At 58.4% G+C, this 23,442-nt stretch carries 22 protein-coding genes; 10 read left to right on the top strand and 12 right to left on the bottom strand.

Annotation, left to right across the window (positions count from 1 at the left end):
• Positions 1 to 100: 100 nt before the first annotated feature.
• Complete coding sequence (tyrS, locus tag EC915_RS19525) at positions 101 to 1,300, bottom strand: tyrosine--tRNA ligase (protein WP_133752150.1); 1,200 nt, start codon at positions 1,298 to 1,300, stop codon at positions 101 to 103.
• Between the two features lie 212 nt (positions 1,301 to 1,512).
• Here tyrS and EC915_RS19515 point away from each other — a divergent pair, with 212 nt between their 5' ends.
• Together EC915_RS19515 and EC915_RS19510 are read left to right on the top strand one after the other, a co-directional pair.
• On the top strand, positions 1,513 to 2,940 hold the full coding sequence (locus EC915_RS19515) for a peptidoglycan DD-metalloendopeptidase family protein (RefSeq protein WP_133752149.1): 1,428 nt from the start codon (positions 1,513 to 1,515) through the stop codon (positions 2,938 to 2,940).
• 3 nt (positions 2,941 to 2,943) lie between these two features.
• Complete coding sequence (locus EC915_RS19510) at positions 2,944 to 4,035, top strand: anhydro-N-acetylmuramic acid kinase (RefSeq protein WP_133752148.1); 1,092 nt, start codon at positions 2,944 to 2,946, stop codon at positions 4,033 to 4,035.
• Between the two features lie 69 nt (positions 4,036 to 4,104).
• Here the strand turns inward: EC915_RS19510 and erpA are convergent, their stop codons facing one another.
• Together erpA and argC are read right to left on the bottom strand one after the other, a co-directional pair.
• The gene (gene erpA, locus EC915_RS19505; RefSeq protein WP_110951636.1) at positions 4,105 to 4,455 is read right to left on the bottom strand and encodes an iron-sulfur cluster insertion protein ErpA; all 351 of its coding nucleotides are present in this window, start codon (positions 4,453 to 4,455) and stop codon (positions 4,105 to 4,107) included.
• 151 nt (positions 4,456 to 4,606) lie between these two features.
• Complete coding sequence (gene argC, locus EC915_RS19500; protein ID WP_133752156.1) at positions 4,607 to 5,641, bottom strand: N-acetyl-gamma-glutamyl-phosphate reductase; 1,035 nt, start codon at positions 5,639 to 5,641, stop codon at positions 4,607 to 4,609.
• Between the two features lie 135 nt (positions 5,642 to 5,776).
• Here argC and hemJ point away from each other — a divergent pair, with 135 nt between their 5' ends.
• The 5 genes from hemJ (at position 5,777) to coq7 (ending at position 9,223) form a co-directional block, all read left to right on the top strand.
• On the top strand, positions 5,777 to 6,202 hold the full coding sequence (gene hemJ / locus EC915_RS19495) for a protoporphyrinogen oxidase HemJ (RefSeq protein ID WP_133752147.1): 426 nt from the start codon (positions 5,777 to 5,779) through the stop codon (positions 6,200 to 6,202).
• 46 nt (positions 6,203 to 6,248) lie between these two features.
• Positions 6,249 to 7,181 carry a DUF805 domain-containing protein gene (locus EC915_RS19490; protein ID WP_133752146.1) on the top strand — a complete coding sequence of 311 codons (933 nt, stop codon included), beginning with the start codon at positions 6,249 to 6,251 and terminating at the stop codon, positions 7,179 to 7,181.
• 57 nt (positions 7,182 to 7,238) lie between these two features.
• The gene (locus EC915_RS19485) at positions 7,239 to 8,018 is read left to right on the top strand and encodes an SDR family oxidoreductase (RefSeq protein ID WP_133752145.1); all 780 of its coding nucleotides are present in this window, start codon (positions 7,239 to 7,241) and stop codon (positions 8,016 to 8,018) included.
• 92 nt (positions 8,019 to 8,110) lie between these two features.
• Positions 8,111 to 8,449, top strand: a complete 339-nt coding sequence (locus EC915_RS19480) for a histidine triad nucleotide-binding protein (RefSeq protein ID WP_133752144.1) — start codon at positions 8,111 to 8,113, stop codon at positions 8,447 to 8,449.
• Positions 8,450 to 8,575: 126 nt separating this feature from the next.
• Positions 8,576 to 9,223 (top strand): 2-polyprenyl-3-methyl-6-methoxy-1,4-benzoquinone monooxygenase, encoded by a 648-nt coding sequence (coq7, locus tag EC915_RS19475; RefSeq protein ID WP_133752143.1) that lies wholly within the window; start codon positions 8,576 to 8,578, stop codon positions 9,221 to 9,223.
• A 66-nt stretch (positions 9,224 to 9,289) separates the two neighbouring features.
• On the opposite strand, the gene EC915_RS19470 is transcribed toward coq7, so the two are convergent.
• The gene (locus EC915_RS19470; RefSeq protein ID WP_133752142.1) at positions 9,290 to 9,712 is read right to left on the bottom strand and encodes an OsmC family protein; all 423 of its coding nucleotides are present in this window, start codon (positions 9,710 to 9,712) and stop codon (positions 9,290 to 9,292) included.
• Positions 9,713 to 9,919: 207 nt separating this feature from the next.
• Between EC915_RS19470 and crp the strand changes: the two genes are divergently transcribed.
• Positions 9,920 to 10,564: a cAMP-activated global transcriptional regulator CRP gene (gene crp, locus EC915_RS19465; RefSeq protein WP_133752141.1), complete on the top strand. Its 645-nt coding sequence runs from the start codon at positions 9,920 to 9,922 to the stop codon at positions 10,562 to 10,564.
• Positions 10,565 to 10,570: 6 nt separating this feature from the next.
• On the opposite strand, the gene EC915_RS19460 is transcribed toward crp, so the two are convergent.
• The 4 genes from EC915_RS19460 to EC915_RS19445 form a co-directional block, all read right to left on the bottom strand.
• The gene (locus EC915_RS19460; RefSeq protein ID WP_133752140.1) at positions 10,571 to 11,266 is read right to left on the bottom strand and encodes a lipoate--protein ligase family protein; all 696 of its coding nucleotides are present in this window, start codon (positions 11,264 to 11,266) and stop codon (positions 10,571 to 10,573) included.
• A gap of 97 nt (positions 11,267 to 11,363) precedes the next feature.
• A complete protein-coding gene (trpC, locus tag EC915_RS19455; RefSeq protein ID WP_133752139.1) occupies positions 11,364 to 12,203 on the bottom strand; it encodes an indole-3-glycerol phosphate synthase TrpC in 840 nt (279 codons plus the stop codon).
• The gene (gene trpD / locus EC915_RS19450) at positions 12,200 to 13,249 is read right to left on the bottom strand and encodes an anthranilate phosphoribosyltransferase (RefSeq protein WP_133752155.1); all 1,050 of its coding nucleotides are present in this window, start codon (positions 13,247 to 13,249) and stop codon (positions 12,200 to 12,202) included. The genes trpC and trpD overlap by 4 nt, the downstream gene beginning before the upstream one ends.
• Before the next feature lie 18 nt (positions 13,250 to 13,267).
• Entirely contained in the window at positions 13,268 to 13,867 is a 600-nt protein-coding gene (locus tag EC915_RS19445) for an aminodeoxychorismate/anthranilate synthase component II (protein ID WP_133752138.1), read from the bottom strand.
• A gap of 479 nt (positions 13,868 to 14,346) precedes the next feature.
• Here EC915_RS19445 and estP point away from each other — a divergent pair, with 479 nt between their 5' ends.
• Positions 14,347 to 16,284, top strand: a complete 1,938-nt coding sequence (gene estP, locus EC915_RS19440; RefSeq protein WP_133752137.1) for an esterase EstP — start codon at positions 14,347 to 14,349, stop codon at positions 16,282 to 16,284.
• Positions 16,285 to 16,452: 168 nt separating this feature from the next.
• Here estP and trpE read toward each other — a convergent pair whose 3' ends face one another.
• The 3 genes from trpE to rpe form a co-directional block, all read right to left on the bottom strand.
• Positions 16,453 to 17,934, bottom strand: coding sequence for an anthranilate synthase component I (gene trpE, locus EC915_RS19435; protein WP_133752136.1), 1,482 nt, complete (start codon positions 17,932 to 17,934; stop codon positions 16,453 to 16,455).
• A 70-nt stretch (positions 17,935 to 18,004) separates the two neighbouring features.
• Complete coding sequence (locus tag EC915_RS19430; RefSeq protein WP_133752135.1) at positions 18,005 to 18,823, bottom strand: phosphoglycolate phosphatase; 819 nt, start codon at positions 18,821 to 18,823, stop codon at positions 18,005 to 18,007.
• The gene (gene rpe / locus EC915_RS19425) at positions 18,823 to 19,494 is read right to left on the bottom strand and encodes a ribulose-phosphate 3-epimerase (protein ID WP_133752134.1); all 672 of its coding nucleotides are present in this window, start codon (positions 19,492 to 19,494) and stop codon (positions 18,823 to 18,825) included. The genes EC915_RS19430 and rpe overlap by 1 nt, the downstream gene beginning before the upstream one ends.
• A gap of 286 nt (positions 19,495 to 19,780) precedes the next feature.
• Here rpe and EC915_RS19420 point away from each other — a divergent pair, with 286 nt between their 5' ends.
• Positions 19,781 to 20,407 (top strand): TetR/AcrR family transcriptional regulator, encoded by a 627-nt coding sequence (locus EC915_RS19420; protein ID WP_133752133.1) that lies wholly within the window; start codon positions 19,781 to 19,783, stop codon positions 20,405 to 20,407.
• Between the two features lie 121 nt (positions 20,408 to 20,528).
• Here the strand turns inward: EC915_RS19420 and EC915_RS19415 are convergent, their stop codons facing one another.
• Positions 20,529 to 23,264, bottom strand: coding sequence for a glycoside hydrolase family 3 protein (locus EC915_RS19415; RefSeq protein WP_133752132.1), 2,736 nt, complete (start codon positions 23,262 to 23,264; stop codon positions 20,529 to 20,531).
• Positions 23,265 to 23,442: the final 178 nt, after the last annotated feature.

The following is a 23,442-nucleotide window of genomic DNA, read 5'->3' as shown; positions in this document are numbered from 1 at the left end:
TCCAACTCTTTGATTATCAAGGAGTTTTCCGTTTCGTCTGCGCCGGAAGTGGGGCGAATTATAGACACATCCAGAGGGGCGTCAAGCACTTATTTGAACTTTATTCCAAATTCAATGTGACACGCCCGAAAGCCTTCTTCCCGGCCTGACAGACATGAGTCGCGCCCACCTTAAAGATGAAGCCACGGTCGATCACTTCACCATCTATACGAACACCGCCGGAAGCCAGCAGGTCACGCGCGATTGCAGAGTTCTTGACCAGACCGGCCTTGTTAAGGACGGCAGCGATAGGCATGTCCTCGGCACCGGATACGGATATCTCCGGCAGATCCTCTGGCAGCTCGCCCTCCTTCATACGGTTGCCCGCAGAACGATGCGCGCTCGCTGCCGCTTCTTCACCATGGAAACGCGCAACGATTTCTTCGGCCAGTTTGATCTTGATATCCCGCGGATTCGCTCCAGCCTCGCACTCGGCCTTGAAACCTGCGATCTCCTCTATGGAGCGGAAGCTCAGCAACTCAAAGTAACGCCACATCAGTGCATCAGGAATGGAAACCAGCTTGCTGTACATGATGCCCGGCGCTTCCTGGATACCCACGTAGTTACCCAATGACTTGGACATCTTCTTGACGCCGTCCAACCCCTCGAGCAACGGCATGGTCAGGACGCACTGAGCCTCCTGCCCATATGCGCGCTGCAACTCACGCCCCATCAGCAGGTTGAACTTCTGGTCGGTACCGCCCAGCTCGACATCGGCACGCAGCGCGACCGAATCGTAGCCCTGGACCAGAGGATAGAGAAACTCATGAATTGCGATCGACTGGTTCGACTTGTAACGCTTGTCGAAGTCATCGCGTTCCAGCATGCGCGCCACGGTGTACTGGGAGGACAGGCGAATGAAGTCAGCCGGACTCAACTGATCCATCCAGGTGGAGTTGAACGCCACCTCGGTCTTGGCTGGATCGAGAATCTTGAATACCTGAGCTTTATAGGTCTCTGCATAGTCGAGGACCTGCTCACGGGTCAGCGGTGGGCGTGTGGCGCTTTTACCACTCGGATCACCGATCATGCCGGTGAAGTCACCGATCAGGAAGATGACCTGATGGCCCAGCTCCTGAAATTGCCGCAGCTTATTAATGAGCACCGTGTGCCCCAGGTGCAGATCAGGCGCAGTTGGGTCGAAACCGGCCTTGATACGCAGCGGCTGACCACGCTTAAGCTTGGCGACCAATTCCGACTCGACCAGGAGTTCATCTGCGCCGCGCTTGATCAGCGCTAACTGCTCTTCAACCGACTTCATTTCAGCCCCGCAATGCCTTATTTCAAAGGGAAACAACCATACAAGATCAGCGCCCAAATACAAGTTCCGGCAGCACCAGGTCGACGAATCAGGAATCGACCCGCACGCAAGCTTGCCTCAGGCATGATTTGGTTATATTTTATACAGTTATTTCATCTTCATCATGTCATTCATCTTTTCCATTTCATCTTTTTTCAAAGTCAAAATTACCTATGAACGACACTCCGCCTAAAGCGCCTCCGCTTTATCCGAAGAGCCACCTGCTCGCTGCCAGCGGTATCGCAGCCCTTTTGAGCCTGGCCCTTCTGGTTTTTCCATCCAGTGATGTCGAAGCCAAAAAAACCAATCTCAGCCTCGAACTGGACACACCAGTCGATCAACTCAAGCAACAGGAAGACGCTCAAGAACAGATCCAGGCCACAGAGCCAGCTACAGATTCTCCGTTCGCACAAATCGACAACGCAGGCGAAGAACCGGAGCACACCGCTGAAACCGATCTCGCCCCTTCCAAAAAGGAAGTGGCTGCCGCCAAGATCTCGACTCACCGGGAAGTCGTCGTATCCAAAGGCGATACGCTGTCCACTCTGTTCGAAAAGGTCGGTCTTCCACCGGCAGCAGTCCATGAGGTAATCGCCAGCGACAAACAGGCCAAGCAATTCAGTCAGTTGAAGAACGGCCAGATTCTTCAGTTCGAGTTGTCCCCTGAGGGCCAGCTCAAGCAATTGCACAGCAAACTCAATGACCTGGAAAGCATCAGCCTCTCCAGAACCGACAAGGGTTACACCTTCACACGTGATGTCAGCAAGCCGAACGTTCGCACCGCCTATGTTCACGGCGTGATCAACAATTCCCTGTCGCAATCGGCACAGCGCGCCGGTCTCAGTCATAACATGACCATGGACATGGCCACCATCTTCGGTTACGACGTGGACTTCGCTCAGGACATCCGCAAGGGTGACGAATTCGACGTGATCTACGAGCAAAAAGTGGTAAACGGCAAGACCGTCGGCACTGGCAACATCCTGTCCGCCCGCTTCACCAACCGCGGCAAGACCTATACCGCAGTTCGCTACACCAACAAGCAAGGCAACACTAATTACTACACCGCAGACGGCAACAGCATGCGTAAAGCGTTCATTCGCACCCCGGTGGAATACGCGCGCATCAGTTCGTTGTTTTCGATGGGACGTAAACATCCGATCCTGAACAAGATCCGTGCTCATAAAGGCATCGACTATGCGGCACCTCGCGGTACACCGATCAAAGCAACCGGCGATGGCAAGGTCATTCTGGCAGGCCGTCGCGGCGGTTACGGCAATACCGTGATCATTCAGCATGGTGAGACTTACCGCACGCTCTACGGCCACATGCAAGGCTTTGCCAAAGACATTCAAAATGGATCGAGCGTTAAGCAAGGTCAGGTGATCGGTTATATTGGAACGACCGGCCTTTCTACAGGTCCGCATGTACATTACGAGTTTCAGGTTAATGGCGTTCACGTTGATCCATTGGGCCAGAAGCTGCCGATGGCTGATCCGATCGCCAAATCCGAAAAACAGCGGTTCATGCAGCAGAGCCAACCTTTGATGGCGCGCATGAACCAGGAAAAGGCCACCATGCTGGCCTCGGGTAAGCGCTGACCTATGACTTTATATGTAGGTGTAATGTCTGGAAGCAGCCTGGACGGGCTCGACTTCGCACTCGTAAAACACGATCACCGGCCACGGCTGCTCGGTACCCATTACATTCCTATGCCCGATGAACTACGCGCTGAACTGCTTGGCCTTTGCTCCAGCGGTCAGGACGAACTGACCCGCGCTGCCATCGTCGAACAGAAATGGGTGCGTCTTGCTGCGCAGGGTGTACAAGCCCTGCTGGATCAGCAAGAAGTGCAGTCTGTTGAGATTCGCGCCATCGGCAGCCATGGCCAGACGATCCGCCATGAGCCCGCTCGCGGCTTTACCATACAAATCGGCAATCCGGCACTGCTGGCGGAGTTGACCGGGATCACCGTGGTCAGCGACTTCCGCAAGCGAGATATTGCTGCCGGGGGTCAGGGCGCTCCGCTGGTACCTGCCTTTCATCAGGCGCTGTTCGACGATAACAAAGACTATCGTGCAGTCCTCAACATTGGCGGGTTCAGCAATCTCAGCCTGATAGAGATCGACAAGCCGGTATCCGGGTTCGACTCTGGTCCTGGCAATGTCTTGCTTGATGCCTGGATTCATGCCCAACGCGGCCTGAGCTACGACAAGGATGGCGTTTGGGGCGAGAGCGGTACGGTGAACGCAGAACTGCTCAAATCCATGCTCAGCGACCAGTTCTTCCAGACCAAAGGCCCGAAAAGTACGGGTCGCGAAATTTTCAACCTTGGTTGGGTACATCATCACTTGTTCCAGCTGCCGACGTTGAAGCCTGAAGATGTGCAGGCGACGTTGCTGGAAGTTACCGCATTGAGCATTACCGAGTCGTTGCAATCGGCCCAGGCGCAGACGAAGGAGTTGTTGGTGTGCGGCGGAGGTGTCCACAACAAGGCGCTTATGGCTCGTCTGGCGACATTGCTACCGAACACCAAGGTGTCAAGCACTGCCGAGTTCGGCGTCGACCCCGACTGGGTCGAGGCCATGGCTTTTGCTTGGCTCGCCCACTGTGCGCTGGAAGGCGTACCAGCCAATCGCCCTAGCGTTACGGGTGCGGCTGGCTTGCGTGTGTTGGGGGCCATCTACCCTGCATAACACCTGCAAGAATGAAAAACGCCGCGCATATGCGCGGCGTTTTCTTGTGAACAGGTTTAAACCAGCGCTTCAAATCGAGAATGAAGAACCGCAACCGCAAGTAGTGGCGGCATTCGGATTCTTGATGACGAAACGAGAACCCTCAAGACCCTCCTGATAATCCACCTCCGCGCCTGCCAGATACTGGAAGCTCATCGGATCGACCACCAGGCTGACGCCTTCGCGCTCGACGATGGTGTCATCATCGGCCACATCTTCATCGAAGGTGAAACCGTACTGGAAACCGGAACAGCCGCCGCCCGTGACAAACACCCTCAGTTTCAGGCGATCATTGCCCTCTTCGTCGACCAGAGTCTTCACTTTGTGCGCTGCACCTGGAGTGAATTCCAGAGCCGTAGGAGTAAAAGATTCAACGCTCATGCTCAAATATCTCCCGGCGATAAGCCGTCATAATGCGTAATGACGGGCATTATCCTCTTCTCCTAGAAAATCGGTCAACTATTCTCAAAGCAGCCACGCGCTGCGAGCGACAGTCTGCAAGTGAACAGCACGCGATCAGGCTTCGCTACCCTTATGGCAGCAGGGCAGCGTGGGACAGTCCCATACGCTCGTCGAGTTCAAACATGATGTTCATGTTCTGTACCGCCTGACCCGATGCGCCCTTGACCAGATTGTCGATGACAGACAACACCACCACCAGATCACCATCCTGTGGACGATGCACTGCGATGCGGCAGACGTTGGCGCCGCGCACGCTGCGGGTTTCGGGGTGACTGCCTGCAGGCATAACGTCGACAAAGGGCTCATTGGCGTAGCGTTTTTCGAACAGCGCCTGCAAATCAATCGACTTGTCGACCACGGTTGCATACAGGGTTGCATGTATGCCGCGAATCATCGGCGTCAAATGCGGCACGAACGTCAGACCGATGTCGCCACCCGCCGCACGCCGTAAGCCTTGGCTGATTTCTGGCAGGTGACGGTGGCCCTTCACGGCATATGCCTTGAAGCTCTCGCTGCTTTCGGAATACAGCGAGCCGACACTGGCGCCACGTCCGGCGCCGCTGACACCCGACTTGCAATCAGCGATCAACCGCGTCGGATCAGCCAGCCCGGCTTCCAGCAGCGGCAGAAAGCCCAGCTGTGTCGCGGTCGGATAGCAACCCGGGACGGCAATCAGGCGCGCGCCTTTGATGCTCTCGCGATTGACTTCCGGCAGACCGTAAACCGCTTCGTCCAGCAGCTGCGGGGCGCCGTGTGGCTGGTTGTACCATTTGGCCCACTCGACCGGGTCTTGCAGGCGAAAATCGGCAGACAGGTCGATGACCTTGGTGCCCGCAGCCAGCAGCTCGCCGGCCAATGCGTGAGCGACGCCGTGTGGCGTGGCAAAAAACACGACATCGCAGGCGCCCAGCACTTTGACGTCCGGCACGCTGAACGCCAGCCCGTCGTAGTGGCCACGTAGGTTCGGATACATGTCGGCCACTGGCAGGCCTGCTTCGGAGCGCGAAGTGATCGCAACCACTTCAGCCTCTGGATGCTGCGCCAGAAGACGCAGCAACTCGACGCCGGTGTAACCCGTGCCACCGACGATACCGACCTTGACCATAACCTGCCCCTCAACGAAACCACTGGAAAGCCGTTGATAATAGGAGCCCAGCGCCTGCGGGACAACCGTGAACGTGACGTATAGGCCCACAAGCCACTACTATTTGCGCCACCGTGACCCTGGAAAAAAACCAAAATGCTCTATCTATGGATAAAAGCGCTGCACATTGTTGCCATCGTCTGCTGGTTCGCCGGCCTGTTTTATCTCCCCCGACTGTTCGTGTACCACTCCATGAGTGAAGACGCCGCCAGTCGTGAGCGGTTCTGCGTCATGGAGCGCAAGCTTTATCGCGCAATCATGGGACCTGCGATGATCGCCACACTGGTGTTCGGCATCTGGCTGCTTACACTCACCCCCGGCTTTCTCCAGCAAGGCTGGATGCACGCGAAACTGACGCTGGTGGTCATATTGATCGGCTATCACCACATGTGCGGCGCGCAGGTCAAACGCTTCGCGCGTGGCGAAAATGGCCGCAGTCATGTGTTTTATCGCTGGTTCAACGAAGTTCCGGTACTGATCCTGTTAGCAATCGTCATCCTGGTAGTCGTCAAACCGTTCTGATCTCTGTGGCAAGAGACGCATTTAACCCAAGACAAGGAAGCCAAGCATGGCCGAACACTTCAAGATCGTTTTCGAAGGACAACTGCGAACGGGCGTAGACCCGCAAACTGCGCGTCTGAACCTGGCGCAGCTGTTCAAGAGCGATGTGTCCGGCATAGACCGGCTGTTCAGCGGTCAACCCGTGACTCTCAAACATAGCCTGACCTATGACGACGCCATGCGGTATCTGGACGCGCTGAACAACGCTGGCGTGGAGGGCCGGATCGAGCCAGAACTGCCAGTCAGCTGGTCGCTCGGAGAGATCGGGCAGGCTGCACCCGCCAGACCGGCATTTGAACCCGCTGCTTCGCCTTATGCACCTCCAAGGACCTCGGTTGCCGACGATTGGCCTGCTGAAGGGGGGCTTAAGGTGTTCACCGTTCAGGGGCGCATCGGGCGGCTACGTTATCTGGCCTGGAGCATGGTGCTGAGCTTCGTGGCGCTGTTACTCGCGGCGCTGTGTATCGGGGTCTTGAGCATGTCGCTGATTGCCGGCGGCCTGCTTGGGGCCATTATGGTTGTCGCGTTCATCGTGGTGAGTGTTCAAATCGGCTCACAGCGTGTGCATGACGCAGGCTGGTCCGCGTGGTTGCTGCTACTGAATCTGGTGCCAGTGGTTGGCAGCTTCTTCCCGCTGATGATGGTGCTGGTTCCCGGCAGTATCGGTCCTAATCGCTTCGGCCCACCGCCGCCGAAAAATAACCGGTCAGTGAAAGTCCTGGCTGTACTCTGGGTTGCGTTCATTACGCTGGTGTTCGTCGGTGCGATGGTGGGCGGATGGCAGAAGCTCAAACAGGAAATCGAAACGACGACTGGCGATTATGAGCAATCCTTGCCCTATGACGACGACTCCAATGAGGCCGCGCAACCCGATGTTCCTGCCGACCCGGCATACGCGCCCGAGGCAGACGACTCATCCGACAACACCGAAGATCAATAACAGCCTGGCAGCAAGGAAGCGGTCTCAACACCTGCAACACGCTCATTGGAGAACAGCATGACCCGTTACGCCCTGGTCACAGGCGCATCCAGCGGCATCGGCCTGGCCATTGCCGAAGCCCTCGCGCGCCGTGGTCGCAACCTGATTCTGGTTTCCCGTCATCGGGACATGCTGGAACGTATTGCGATCGAATTTACCCAACGCTTCGGCGTCGAGGTGCTGTTCCGGGCCTGTGACCTGGGAGAGCCCCTGCGACTGTCGGGTTTTTTGATCGAGATTGAAGAAGGCGACCGCCAGATCGACTTGCTGGTCAATTGCGCCGGCATTGGCAATAGCGGGCCGTTTCTCGCGCAGGAATGGGCGCAGGAGCAGGACTTGCTGGACCTCAATGTCCTGGCGTTGACCCGCCTGTGTCATACCGTGGGCAATCTCATGGCCGTGCAGGGCGGCGGTCAGATCCTCAATGTCGCTTCAATCATGGGTTTCCAGCCAGGGCCGTGGATGAGCACCTATGCGGCGAGCAAGGCATTCGTGCTGCATTTTTCGGAAGGCCTGCGCGAAGAGCTGAAAAAGACCGGCGTGAAGATTTCGGTATTGTGCCCCGGACCTACGCCAACATCGTTCTTCCGCACCGCGCAGCTCAATGCGGATAAATTCATCGACGACAAAACAATGAGCGCCGAAGAGATCGCGCTTTATACCGTGCGCGCACTCGACAGGAACCGTGCCGTGATCATCCCCGGCTGGCGAAACCGCTTCCTGTCCCGCCTTCCGCGTTTTGCAGGACGCTGGATGACCCGCAAGATCTGGGGCTCGATGCTCAAGTCACGCACTTGAGCCTAAGACACTGTCTGCAAATAAACGGCTGGGCGTGATTCGACACGCTCAGTACACTCGGCCCACCATCCCGAAAACGGAGCAACAAGGCTGTGGAGACTCTGTTCACCAAAATCATCAACCGGGAAATTCCGGCGAAGATCATCTACGAAGATGATCAAGTGCTGGCCTTTCACGATATTGCCCCTCAGGCGCCAGTCCACTTTCTGGTGATCCCGAAAAAACCGATTGCGACCCTCAACGATGTGACGGAGGAAGACAAAGGCTTGCTGGGTCATATTCTCTTCACCGCGCAGCGTCTGGCCAAAGAGCAAGGCTGCGAGGATGGCTTTCGCGTGGTCATGAATACCAATGAAAACGGCGGCCAGACCGTCTATCACATTCACATGCACGTGCTGGGTCAACGTCAGATGAACTGGCCCCCGGGCTGAGCCGGGCCTTCAATATTCAATTCAGCCGCCGAACGTCTACCACAGGCTTCGGCGGGCTGACGCAAGACAACCCTCACCGCAATGATTGAGGTAGACTGGCCGCCGTGGATTTACCCGGAGATGCCCATGGCTACCGAACGTCACTACTCCCCTATCGACCGCTTCCTTCTGCAGGCCGACGCCGCGATGAAAACGCTGCTGCCCGTCAGCGCGCACGCTCATCGTCCCTCGCCTGCCATCGTTAAACCCGATACCAAAATGAGCGAGACCGACACCCAACACGTCGCAGGTCTGATGCGCATCAATCATACTGGCGAAGTCTGTGCCCAGGCGCTGTATCAGGGACAGGCCCTGACAGCCAAGTTGCCCCACGTCCGCAAAGCCATGGAGCATGCCGCCGGAGAAGAAATCGACCATCTGGTGTGGTGTGAACAACGCATTCATCAGCTGGGTAGCCACACCAGCGTACTCAACCCACTGTTCTACGGCATGTCTTTCGGGATTGGCGCAGTGGCCGGCCTGATCAGCGACCGAGTCAGCCTGGGCTTCGTGGCGGCCACTGAAGATCAGGTCTGCAAGCACCTGAACGAGCATTTGGTTCAGCTTCCGGTCGAGGACGAGAAATCCCGGGCGATTCTGGAGCAGATGCGGACCGATGAAGAGCAGCACGCCGAGGGCGCCATTCAGGCAGGCGGCTTCCGTTTCCCGACCCCGGTCAAATTCGGCATGAGCATGTTGGCCAAGGTGATGACCAAGAGCACGTACCGGATCTAAGTAAATGTGCACCCACAAAAAAGGCGCCTCGACAGGCGCCTTTTTTGTTTATGGCTCGGCTGTTTATCAACCCAACTCGATGATTTCGTAATCGTGGGTGATTTCAACACCCGCGTTACCAAGCATGATCGACGCCGAGCAATATTTTTCAGCCGACAGCTCGATGGCACGCTTGACCTGAGTCTCCTTCAGCCCACGACCCTTGACCACGAAGTGCAGGTGAATTTTGGTGAATACCTTGGGGTCTTCGGTGGCGCGCTTGGCTTCAAGAAAAGCTTCGCAGCTTTCAACCGGCTGACGCGCTTTCTTCAAAATGCTGACGACATCGAAGTTGCTGCAACCGCCCAAGCCAAGCAGCAGCATTTCCATCGGGCGTACACCCAGGTTGCGACCGCCGCTCTCGGGGGGGCCGTCCATCACGACGACGTGACCGCTGCCCGACTCGCCGAGGAACATGGCTTCACCCGCCCATTGAATACGCGCTTTCATCCCCAGGACTCCAATGCTTGAAAAAAGGGACCAGCTTAGCACACGGTCGGGTGGTCGCTGAGTGAAGCGAAATAGCCAAGAAACGATAGAAAAGTAGGAAATTTCTGAAAAACTGGCGAATAGCCGCTGCCTAACTGTGACAAATCAGAAATACTGCCGATACCTCTAAGAATGCCCGAGGGCGCAGTTTTTTGACGGGACACCCCCATGGTTACCATGACTCCACCGAACACAGTAAAGCTGATCGATAAGCTTCTCCCCCATGCACAAAGAAAGCGTTGCGCCGCCAAGAGCAACATCATTTGTGCAGGCGAGCAATCCGAGTCGCTGTACCTGATCATCAAGGGTTCGGTGACGATTTTGATCGAAGACACCGATGGCCGCGAGATGATTGTCGCCTACCTCAATAGTGGTGACTTCTTTGGCGAACTGGGGCTCTTCCAGCAAACCAACTCCGACCCGCAGCGCAGCGCCTGGGTGCGTGCTAAGACCGAATGCGAAGTGGCCGAGATCAGCTATGCCAAATTCCGCGAGCTGAGTCAGCACGATCCCGAGCTGATGTATACGCTGGGTGGCCAGATCGCTGAGCGTCTGCGCAATACCACGCGCAAGGTGGGCGATCTGGCGTTTCTCGATGTGACCGGACGAGTCGCCCGTAGCCTGCTGGACCTGTGCAAGCAACCAGACGCCATGACGCACCCGGACGGTATGCAGATCAAGATCACGCGGCAGGAAATCGGCCGAATCGTGGGTTGCTCACGGGAAATGGTGGGACGTGTGCTCAAGTCGCTGGAAGAACAGAAGCTGGTTCACGTGCGCGGCAAGACCATGGTGGTGTTCGGCACACGCTAGCAACGACTACAGCTGAGCGAAAACGCAGGCGTAGCGTTCGGCCAACCGTTCGAGAAAGTCCGGTGCAGCGAACGATTCATGCAGCGCAATATGACTGTTCGCGTGGCAGCGCTGCTGCAGATCACACATCTGATTGAAGCGGTTAACGGCATTTACCATGTTGGCCCGCTCGTCCTCCAGCAACATCGCCCCATGGGCCAATACCACCGGCCTCTGTCCACCTTGACTCTGCCGCCAGCGCTGAGCGGTGCCGACCATCTTGCGGCCATCGAGATTGACGTTGAAGCGGCCGTCGCAGAACGCTCCTTCTACCGCCCCCAAAGACGCAACGCCGCCCAGTTCGCTCAACACATCGAGCATGGGCTGGCACAGACGCAGGTAGGCGTTTTCGATGCGGTCGCGGTCCGGATCCGTCTTGGGCTGAACGTAGACCAGCGCCACGTTTACAGTGGCTGGCGATTGCGGTACCGGCTCACCACCGCTTTCACGCAGCAGTACCGGCCACCCCATGTCGGCCAGCGCTTCACTGGCTTCGGTGAAGCCCGCAAGGCGACTGAGACGACGCGGCATGACCAGCGCATGATCGCGGGGTCGCCAGAACAGTAATCCGTAATCGGCATCCCCGGCGCAGACTGCGGCCAACACGTCCTGCTCGGCCTTGAGGCCCGCTTCAACGCAAATGTCGATTATCGGTGTGGTCATGCGCAATCCTCGTGGAGACTCATCTACAGGAATTGGCTTGCTGTCGACGCCGATGCGCAAACCTGCGCCAGCAAGCCGAGCTGCTAGCGCGGCCACATCAATCCAGCGTGCTGGCTTTGATCGCGGCCGGTCCCTTCTCCGGGAAGAACAGGCGCTGCAATTCCACGCCCGGTTTTTCGGCGCGCATGAACGCTTCGCCGACCAGGAACGAATACACTTCGCTGATTTCCATCAACTCGACATCGGCACGGTTGAGAATGCCGCTTTCGGTGATCACCAGACGATCGCTTGGAATACGTGGCAGCAGGTCCAGTGTGGTGTCCAGACTCACTTCAAAGGTGTGCAGGTTACGATTATTGATGCCCACCAGCGGCGTATCGAGGGTCTTGAGTGCACGCTCCAGTTCCTCGCCGTCGTGGACTTCGACCAGCACATCGAGCTTATTGGCTTTGGCGACGGCGGCCAGTTCGGCCATCTGCACGTCGTCCAGCGCCGAGACGATCAGCAAAATGCAATCGGCGCCCAGCGCGCGGGCCTCGATGACCTGATAGGGATCGATCATGAAGTCCTTGCGGATCACCGGCAATTTGCAAGCGCCACGGGCCTCTTTCAGATACGCGTCGGCACCCTGGAAGAAATCGATGTCGGTCAGCACGGACAGGCAGGTCGCCCCGCCCGCCTCATAACTCTTGGCAATCTCGGCAGGATGGAAGTTTTCGCGAATCACCCCCTTGCTGGGCGAGGCCTTCTTGATCTCGGCAATCACTGCCGGTTGCTTGCGCTTGGCCTGATTGATCAGTGCCAGCGCAAAACCGCGTGGCGTGTCGGCGGCGGCAACCAGGGCTTGAAGTTCGGACAAGCTGACGCTGGCGCGGCGCGCAGCGACCTCTTGGGCCTTACGGGCCAGAATCTTTTCCAGTACCGTCGGCACACTCATCCTTCATTCTCCTGTTTGAATACCGCCGTAAAGGCACCCAACTCTTCCAGCTTCTCGCGAGCCAGACCGGTATGCAGTGCATCGTGAGCCAGTTCCACGCCTTCTTTCAACGTCGAAGCGTGGTCAGCAGCATAGAGCGCGGCGCCGGCGTTGAGCACGATCATTTCGGCAGCCTTCTGACCGTTCTCGGTCTTGCGGCGACCCAGCGCGTCGCGAATCAACTCCAGGGATTGCTGCGGGCTGTCGACCACCAGACCGAACAGGCTCTGGCTCTTCATGCCCAGGTCTTCCGGCTGTACCCAATACTCGGTGACCTCGCCATTCTTCAGTTCCGCGACGAACGTTGGCGCGGCCAGGCTGAATTCGTCCAGACCGTCCTGGGAATGAACCACCAATACGTGTTTGCTGCCCAGACGCAGTAAGACCTCAGCCAGCGGACGGCACAGGGCCTGATTGAATACACCGACCACCTGGTGCTTCACGCCCGCCGGGTTGGTCAGCGGACCGAGCATATTGAACAGGGTGCGCAGCCCCAGATCCTTGCGCGGGCCTGCAGCGTGTTTCATGGCCTGATGGTGGGTCTGGGCAAACATAAAGCCGATGCCAACGCTGTCGATGCAGCGCGCCACCTGCACCGGCGTCAGGTTCAGATACACCCCCGCCGCTTCGAGCAGATCGGCACTGCCACTTTTGCCGGAAACCGCGCGGTTGCCGTGCTTGGCCACCGTGCAACCCGCCGCCGCGATGACCAACGAGGCCGCTGTGGATACGTTGAAGATGTTCGCGCCGTCGCCGCCGGTGCCGACGATGTCTACAACCCGGTCCAGGGTATTGAGTTCGACCTGATCGGCCAGCTCGCGCATGACCGACACAGCACCGACAATCTCGTCGATCGTCTCGCTCTTCATGCGCATGCCCATCAGGAACGCGCCAATCTGCGCCTGCGTGCATTGGCCGGTCATGATTTCACGCATGACGTCACGCATTTCGTCGGTGCTCAGGTCCAGTTGATTCACAACCCGGCCCAGCGCCGTCTTGATATCCATTGCCATATCGAAGTGCCCTTAACCCTGACGAGTGCCGCCGGTCTGCTTGAGGAAGTTGGCGAACAGCTCGTGGCCCTGCTCGGAGAGAATCGACTCGGGGTGAAATTGCACGCCCTCGACATTCAATGTCTTGTGACGCAGGCCCATGATTTCATCGACCGAGCCGTCTTCGAGCTGAGTCCATGCGGTCATTTCCAGGCAATCGGGCAACGTTTCGCGCTTGACCACCAGCGAGTGATAGCGGGTCACCGTCAACGGATGATTCAACCCTTCGAAAACGCCTTTGTCTTCATGGATCAGCTCGCTGGTCTTGCCGTGCATCACCTGGCGGGCGCGTACCACATCGCCACCGAACGCCTGGCCAATAGACTGATGGCCCAGGCACACGCCCAGCACCGGCAGCTTGCCAGCGAAATGCTTGATCACGTCGATGGACACACCGGCTTCGTTCGGCGTGCATGGCCCAGGGGAAACCACAATGCGCTCGGGTTTCAGGGCCTCGATTTCGGCGACGGTCATCTCATCGTTACGAATCACTTTGACGTCGGCGCCCAACTCGCCCAGGTACTGCACGACGTTGTAGGTGAAAGAGTCATAGTTATCGATCATCAGCAGCATTTTGTGCTTAACCTTTTGAATTACTGACTTCTAACGAGGCCTTCCGTTTCATGCCCACAATTGCGCCGATGGGTCGCAGGAGGGAGTCCGGCGAGACGGCGCTAAACCGTGGCTTGAGAAGGCATATCAATACAGGTCCGGCATGGCCGGCAGGGAAATAGTCAGGCGCGCCAACGCCAACGGGCGTGAGCCTTGATAACACGCATCAAGAAGCTGCTGACAATCGACACAGGGAAGGTCTCGTTCATACGTTGCCGCACAGTAGCGTACCGCCGCATGTGGCGCAATATCGTAGTGCCCGGGTGACCGCTGTGCGAGGGCATTTGGCGGCAGTTGGCGGCAGTTGGCGGGTGACAAGGTGCAGATCTACTCCGCCAGACCGGTACACAATGGCGCAGCCAATTGATCCGTGACATGCCGACGTGTATCGAGGCTGCTACCTTCCGGTACGGCAATACAAAACAAGAAAGGATCTCTCCATGCTCAAAGCAACTCTGTGCTGGCCGTTCGCAGTTGGCCTGCTCTCTTTCGCGTGCTCAACGGCTGCGGCGGCCGCTCCCTACTCGACCATGATCGTCTTCGGCGACAGCCTTGCCGATGCCGGCCAGTTTCCCGACGCGGGCGGGCCTGCCGGTGCGACGCTACGCTTCACCAACCGCACCGGCCCGACCTATCTGAACGGCAGCGGCGAGCTCTACGGCCTGAACTCATCGACATTGCTGGGCGGCATGCTCGGCGTCGCCCCCGCTGACTTGCAGGCCTCGACCTCGCCGGTGCATGCTGCCCAAGGCCTGGCCGACGGCAACAACTGGGCGGTCGGAGGGGATCGCACGGACCAGATCCTTGCGGCCATCACCACGCAGTCGCAAGTGGCGAACACCGACAGTGCCACAGGGGTCACGACTGTTTTGCGCACCCGACCAGGCTATCTGCTGGAAAACAATTTCCGCGCTGACCCGAACGCCTTGTACTACCTGACCGGTGGAGGAAACGACTTTCTGCAAGGCCGGGTGTTGAGCGCGCAGCAAGCGGTGGGCGCCGCCAACAACCTTGCAGCCGGCGCGCAGGCGCTGTCGCAGACCGGAGCGCGTTACATCATGGTCTGGTTGCTGCCCGACATTGGCCAAACGCCTGCTGTTTCCGGGACACCTCTGCAAATCCCGTCCACGCTGCTCAGCGGCGTGTTCAATCAACAACTGGTCAATCGGCTGGGGCAGATCGATGCTGAGGTCATTCCTTTGAACGTCCCAGGCCTTATTCATGACGTTCTCGATGATCCGGCGCGTTTCGGCCTCGCTGCCAATCAGAATCTCACAGGCACCTGCTTCAGCGGCAACAGCTGCACCGCCAACAGCGTGTATGGGATCAACGGCAGCACGCCCGACCCGACCAAATTGCTGTTCAACGATGGTGTGCACCCTACCGTCGCTGGTCAGCGCCTGATTGCCGACTATGGCTACTCGATTCTTTCCGCACCATGGGAAATCACCCTGCTGCCGGAGATGGCCAACGGCACCTTGCGCGCTCAGCAAGATGAGCTTCGTGGTCAGTGGCTTGCCGATTGGGGCAATTGGCAGAACATCGGAGAGTGGCGCGCCATCGTCGCGGGCGGCGGTCAGAAGATGGACTTCGATTCGCAAAGCAATTCCGCAAGCGCTGACGGTCATGGCTATAACCTGACCCTCGGTGGCAGCTACCGTTTCGCCGAAGACTGGCGTGCAGGGCTGGTGGCCGGGGCTTATCGACAAACGCTGGAAGCGGGACCACGAGATTCGGATTACAAACTCAACAGTTATATCGCAACGGCATTCGTGCAGTTTCATGCGAATCACTGGTGGGCCGATCTGGCGGTATCGGGTGGAAAGCTGGACTACGACAGCCTCAAGCGCAAGTTCGCTCTGGGCATCAGCGAAGGCGCAGAGAAAGGCAACACCGACGGCAATGTGTGGGCGCTCAGCGGTCGGTTGGGCTTCGATCTTGCCGAGCAAACCAACCGCTGGCATTTCTCGCCATTCATCAGCGCCGATTATTCCCGCGCCGAGGTCGATGGCTATTCGGAAAACAGCACCCGCTCCACCGCGCTGAACTATGAAGATCAGACCCGCAGGTCAAAACGGCTGGGCGCGGGCTTGCAGGGTAAATTCGCTATCACGCCGCAGACCCAACTGTTTGGTGAAGTAGCCCACGAGCGGGAGTTCGATACCGACCAGCAAGACGTAACCATCGCGCTGAACAGCGTGCCAGGGGTGGATTTCACTCTGCAGGGTTATGAGCCGCAACGCAGTTTGAATCGGGCGAGTGTGGGCTTGAGTCAAAAGCTGGCACCGGACCTGACTCTGCGGGCGGGTTACAACTGGCGCAAGAACGACGCAGTCACGCAGCAGGGGGTGAATCTGGCACTGAGTCTGGATTTCTAGCGCGAATATTGTGGATGACTCGGCCTGACGATGAATCCGTCGTCAGGCCGAGATCTCTCTGAGGAGTGAATTTATTCGCGATTGGCCGTCCAGCGATGCATCTTCATCGTCTGGTCCATCCTTCGCGAATGAACTCGCACCTACAGGGAACCAGCGCCACCTCCACGATCACGCCTCTGGCGCTTGCTCGGCCAAGGCCACGGCGCGGAACATGGCGCGGCGTTTATTCAGCGTTTCTTCCCACTCCAGCGCAGGAACAGAGTCGGCCACGATGCCGCCGCCCGCCTGGACGTGCAGTTCGCCGTTCTTGATCACTGCCGTGCGGATGGCAATCGCGGTGTCCATGTTGCCGTTCCACGCCAGATAACCCACCGCGCCGCCGTACACGCCGCGCTTGACCGGCTCCAACTCGTCGATGATTTCCATCGCTCGAATCTTCGGTGCGCCAGACAAAGTGCCCGCCGGGAGAATCGCCCGTAGCGCGTCCATTGCCGTCAGCCCGCTTTTGAGCTGGCCGGTGACGTTGGAGACGATGTGCATCACGTTGGAATAACGCTCGATCACCATCTTTTCGGTCAATTTCACCGAACCGATTTCCGAGACACGCCCCGTGTCATTGCGGCCCAGATCGATGAGCATCAAGTGCTCGGCGATTTCCTTGTCGTCGGACAGCAGATCGACTTCCAACGCACGGTCCGCTTCCTCGGTCGCGCCGCGAGGGCGAGTGCCGGCAATCGGGCGCACGGTAATCAGGTTGTCCTCAACCCGCACCAGCACTTCCGGCGAACTGCCGACGACGTGGAAGTCGCCGAAGTTGAAGAAGTACATGTAAGGCGTCGGGTTGAAGCAGCGCAGCGCGCGATACAGGTCGATGGGTGCGGCTTTGAAGTCGATGGACATGCGCTGCGACGGCACGACCTGCATGCAGTCGCCCGCCAGGATGTATTCCTTGATGGTGTCGACGGCTTTTTCGTAGTCGCTCTGGGTGAAGCTCGAGCGGAAGACCGGGTCGGCCGCCTGCGGTCGGGTCAGGTCCAGACCCGGACGCGGCGCGATCGGCTGACGCAGTTTTTTCATCAGGGCTTGCAGACGCGCCAGCCCGTTTTCGTAGGCTTGCGGCTGCGCGGGATCGACCAGCACGATAGCGTGCATCTTGCCCGCCAGATTGTCGAATACCACCACCGCGTCGGACACCATCAGCAGAATGTCCGGGACGCCCAATGGGTCAGGATTCGGGCACTTGCCAAGGCGCGGCTCTACGTAACGCACGCAGTCATACCCAAAATAACCGACCAGACCACCATTGAAGCGCGGCAGGCCGGCAACGGTCGGCACGTTGTAACGGGCCTTGAAAGCTTCAACGAAGGCCAGCGGATCTTCGGTCTCAAGGCGCTCCACCTCAACGCCGTCATGGGTCACGCTGACGGTGTGGTCATGCACACGCATCACGGTACGGCACGGAAGGCCGATGATCGAGTAACGGCCCCACTTCTCGCCGCCCTGTACCGACTCCAGCAGATAGGAATTGGGTTCGTCGGCCAGTTTCAGATAGATCGATAAGGGCGTGTCGAAGTCGGCAATGGTTTCGAGTGCAAGCGGAATGCGGTTATAGCCTTCAGCGGCCAGGCGCAGGAATTCTTCGCGGGTCATGATCAGCCTCGTGGTCTGAGGGTAAAACGGTCAGGTGTGCAAACGTGCCGCAGGTTCGGCCAGATTCAAGTCAGGCGCGCCAACGCCAGCGGGCCAGGGCCTTGATGACTTTCATCCAGAGTTTGCGAGTGACCACCACGATGGAATCTCTAAAGGAGGGGGGTTTGACGTCGGGCAACGTTATCTCAGCCCCAACATCTAAGCAACCGGGAATCAATTTGCGCAGATCGTCGATCACCAGCGCCGGAGATTCCTCGGCAATCGGACGTCCGTGGTTATAGCCGTAGCTCATTGCCACGCAAGCAACCCCGGCGGCTTTGGCGGCCAACACGTCATTGCGCGAATCGCCCACGAACAGCGATTGCGAGCCCGGCGCGCCGGCCATTTTCATCACGAAGAACAGTGCCGCGGGATCGGGCTTCTGCTGCGGCAAGGTGTCGCCCCCGACGATCCAGCGGAAGAACCGCCCCAGCTTCATTTCGTCTAGCAACGGCGCAACGAAGCGCTCCGGTTTGTTGGTGATCAGGGCCATTTCAACGCCGCGCTTCTGCAGCCATTTGAGGGTTTCACGCACGCCAGGATAAACCTTCGTCAGCGCGTGACGCTCGCTGTAGGCCTCCATGAAAATCGCCAGCGCCGCCTCGGTAGACGCTTCGTCGACAGCGCTGTGATCGAGGCTGTTGGCCAAGGCGCGCCGCACCAGCACACGCACGCCGTTGCCAACCCAATCGCGCACGGCGTCGATACCGGCGGGCGGGCGTCCGAGCTGAACCAGCGTTTTATCCACAGCTGCGGCCAGGTCCGGCACCGAGTCGACCAATGTCCCATCCAGATCGAACATGATCAGTTTGGGCAGGCGACCCGGGAACAGCTGTTCGAAGCCGCTCATCAACGAGCCAACGCCAGTTCTGCACGCATTTTTTCAATGACCTCTTGGTAATCGGGCGCATTGAAGATCGCCGAGCCTGCAACGAACGTGTCGGCGCCGGCAGCAGCAATTTCACGAATGTTGTTCACGTTGACGCCGCCGTCGATTTCCAGACGGATGTCACGACCCGAGGCGTCAATCAACGCACGGGCTTCGCGCAGCTTGTTGAGTGTGCCGGGGATGAATTTCTGACCGCCGAAGCCCGGGTTGACGCTCATGAGCAGGATCATGTCGACCTTGTCCATGACGTATTCGAGCAGGTTCAGCGGGGTGGCCGGGTTGAACACCAGGCCAGCCTTGCAGCCGCCTTCGCGGATCAGTTGCAGGGAGCGATCGATGTGCTGGGTCGCTTCCGGGTGGAAGGTGATGAAGGTCGCGCCCGCTTCGATGAAGTCGCCGATGATGCGATCCACGGGGCTGACCATCAGGTGCACGTCAATCGGCGCAGTGATGCCGTACTTGCGCAACGCCGCGCAGACCATCGGACCTATGGTTAGGTTGGGGACGTAGTGGTTGTCCATGACGTCGAAGTGGACGATGTCGGCTCCCGCGGCCAGAACATTGTCGACTTCCTGACCCAAACGGGCGAAATCGGCGGACAGAATCGACGGAGCAATAGCGAAGGGCTGCATGAGGCACCTTTTTGAGCGAAATCACGGTGGCGCGCATTGTACTCCAAGAGTCCGGAGCGTGGCTCGGGTGACGGATGAATGCCGTCGTTCCCCCCCCCAGATACGGGCATTGCCGGGTGATTTCCATGAGCCACTGAGGCCGAACCCTCAAATGCGCCCTTGCAACGCGGCGCAAGAGCATGCTCGACTTGTCCCGCACGGCAGCAGATGAGCTTAAGGCTCACAGAAGGATTCACTGTCGCTTTAAGACCGGTATTTCATGGAGGCGCCAGGCGCGAGCATCGCAATGACAGTTCATTCATCCACTACAGCTCCTCGTACCCGCCGCGCACCGAAAGGCGAAAAGCGTCGGGAGGAGCTGCTGGACGCAGCGCTTCAGCTGTTTTCCCTCGAAGGCTACACCGGGGCATCCATTGCCCGTATCGCGGATATCGTCGGCATATCGGTGGCCGGCGTGCTGCATCACTTCCCCAGCAAAGTGGCACTGCTGATGGGGGTCCTGGCGCGACGAGACGAGATCAACCACCGTATTGTCGATCAGTTGCAGAGCGAGCCGACACTGCGCAGCTTTCTGCACGGGCTGCAGGAGATAAACCGCTCGAACGCGACTGCGCCCGGAGTCATTCGCGCGTTTAGTATTCTCAATGCCGAAAGTCTGGTGCACAGCCATCCCGCCTGGGAATGGTTCCAGTCCCGCTACACGGCGATTCACGGTCGAATGCGTGAGCGACTGGAAATGCTGGTGGAAAAAGGGGAGGTGCGTGGGGACGTGGATCTGGATGCAACGATCCATCAACTGCTGGCGATGATGGACGGTCTGCAGCTGCAGTGGCTGCGGTTTCCCGGGACGGTGGATCTGGTAACGCGCTTTGACGGGTATGTGGCGCAAGTGGAAAGGGACATCCGCCCCTGACCACTGGCCACACTGTATCGGTACCTTCCTACCGGCGAAGCTGGAGCGCGGCCATCCGGCACATCAGGTCATGAATGCCCCTGATGCGCCCTCCTCTGGCGGCACCTGCCTCGTCGCTGGATCAGTAGTCGGTGTTGTCGTAATCGCTGCTGCCAGTGCTTTCGTCGACACTTTCGCTTTGATCGAACACACCGCCTGTCTTGACCGCTGGCAAGGTCACCTTGGTCGAGTTCAGCGCTGAACGCGGCAACGGGTTGCTTGTAGTGGTCGAGAGCTCCTGACGGAACGAGTTGACCAGTTTCGCGTTGAGTCGAATGTCATCCGACGCAGCACCCAGACTGATGTTGAAGGTGTCGGCGTCGATCACCCATTGCTTGCTCGCCTCGTCGAAATACGCCAACGAACGATCATTCAGTTCGATGGTGACGTGACGTGTTTCACCCGGCTGCAGGAAGACCTTCTTGTAGCCCTTGAGCTCCTTGACGGCACGTTCCACTGTCGGATTTTGCTGACCGACATATAGCTCGGCCACTTCGGAGCCGGCACGTTTGCCGCTGTTGGTCAGATCGAACGACACCTTGATGGGCGTGTTGCCCACCGCAACGCCAGGCGTGACGGAAATGTTGTTGTAGGTGAACTGGGTGTACGACAGGCCGTGACCGAAGGCGAACAGCGGCTTGGTGCCCTTCTTGTCGTAACCGCGATAGCCCAGCATCGTCAGGTCGTGCTTGTAGCTGATTTCCTTGAGCGTGCGGGTGTTGTCGAACTTAGGGAAGTCCGGATAGAGCGGGTTGTCTTCGACACTTCGCTCGATACTGATTGGCAGCTTGCCCGACGGGTTGACTTTGCCGAACAGAATCTCGGCAAGTGCCTGACCACCGTTCTGCCCTGGGTAGAAAGCGTGCAGTGCTGCTGGCACCTGATCGATCCAGTCGCTCATCTTCAGCGCAGTACCGCCGTGCATGGTCACCACGGTGTTCGGGTTGGCCTTGGCGATGTTCTGGATCAGCTCGTTCTGATATTCGGGCAGGTCGAAACTGTGGTCGAAACCTTCGCCTTCGTATTCATTGCTGTTACCCACAGCCACCACGACCGCGTCATAGGCCGACAGATCCTGCGGGGCAGTAAGCGATGCCCAGGCCATCTGTACACCCACCATGCCGCCCATGGTCGACAGGTAGCCGTCACGGCGCGAATACTCAAGCTTCACGTCGTACGCTTTGCCTGCTTCCAGCTTGATCTTGCCGGACACCGGGATGGTCGGAGGAATACTCTTGTTGGTGATGTTTTCGCCATCACCGTTGTCGATGATCTTCTCGCCGTTGACCCACACGCGAACCGCGCCATCGGCACGCACCTTGAACACCTGATCGCCGCTGGTGGTCGGGGTGACCTTGCCGCTCCAGCGGATCGAAGTGTTGGAGGTGTCGCCATTGCTCGGGATGTCATCGGTGGACCAATCCATATCAACGTGGCTGTCGATACGGGTGGCGGAAGGGTCGCCCGACCAGTTGGCATTGGTGAAGAACTCGGTCTTCATGCCGCTGACTTCGTTGCCCTTGCTGTCGGTGGTGGTCCACGGCGAGGCTGCCGGGTCAAGGGACAGGCCGTCGAGGAACTCGACCTTGGCATTCGGGGCCATTTGCGTCAGGCCACTGAGCTCGCTGATGTAGTGCGTAGCGTCAACATGGGCACTGCCGAAACCGGTTGGCGGTGCGTACTTGGCCAGGTTACCCACGACAGCGATGCGCTTGACCTTGGACTTGTCCAGCGGCAGCACGTCGTTCTGGTTCTTCAGCAACACGATGCCTTCGCGGGCGATGTTCAGCGCGACCTTGTTGCTGGTTGCGCTGTTCATGTTGTGCGTGGTCAGCGGCGCGAACTTGTCGAACTGGTACAGGTAGATGTTCTTGAGGATGCGGCGGACCTTGTCATCGATGGTCGCCATGTCCAGCTCACCGCTGTCCAGGTAAGGCTTCAACACCGAGCTGTTCATCTGGCCACCCATCATGTCCAGATCGGTACCCGCCTGCGCTGCTGGCAAGCCATGCACGACTGCGTTGTAGTCGCTCTGTACCAGCCCCTTGTAGCCCCATTCCTTTTTTAGGATCCCGTCGATCAGGTGCTTGTTTTCGCACGCATACTCGCCGTTCACTTTCTGGAACGAGCACATCATCATCGCTACGGTGCCGTTCTTGGTCGCCGACTCAAAAGGCGGCAGCGTCATTTCGCGCAGTACACGCTCGGGCATGACCTGATTGAGGATGAAGCGATTGGTTTCCTGATCGTTGCCCGCATAGTGCTTGGCTTCAGCCCACACGCGGCGCTGCTGGATGCCGTTGATCACTGCCGGACCCAGGCTGGCACCCAGGAATGGATCTTCACCGGACAGGTACTCGAATGCGCGGCCGCTCCACGGCATGCGGTACAGGTTCATGCCTGGCCCTGTGACGAACTGATAGCCGCCGGTGGCGGTGTCATAGCCCAGGGCGCGGCCGAAATCGATGGCGCGGCGCGGGTTGAAGGTGGCGGCCAGGTTAGGGCCGGACGGGTAAACCACGCCCGAATCGTTGCCCTGGCTGGTATAGCGAATGCCCGCGCCGCCATCGGCACCGTGAATCTGAGGAACGCCGTACTGACTCAGCGGCTTGACGTCCCAACCGCCGATCCCGCCGATGTAGGCCAGTTTTTCTTCCTGGGTCATCTTGGCCAGTGTCTTTTCGGCCGCCTTGTCGGCGCGTACTTCTTTGGCCGCCAGCAGCTCCTGCGTGGTGGCGTCGGCAGCATTGGCGTGACCAATTGCCAAGCTCAACAGGGCTAGAGCCGAATGGGCACCCAATGTTTTACGGTTTCGCATACACACATTCTCCAGATATCGCCCGCGCTGTTTTGTCACAGTTGACACGCTGAAACCGTTGATTTTGGGCAATAGTTTGCCTATACCGAAGTTTCTAACTAGCAACAACGGACGACGGAAGACAGCGGGCCGAACTAGCGACCAACTTTTGACGACACACTCTTAACTACTAAGGTTA

The sequence above is a fragment of the Pseudomonas sp. LP_7_YM genome (assembly GCF_004364435.1).
Lineage (GTDB): Bacteria > Pseudomonadota > Gammaproteobacteria > Pseudomonadales > Pseudomonadaceae > Aquipseudomonas.
This window is presented reverse-complemented; position numbering and strand designations above follow the sequence as displayed.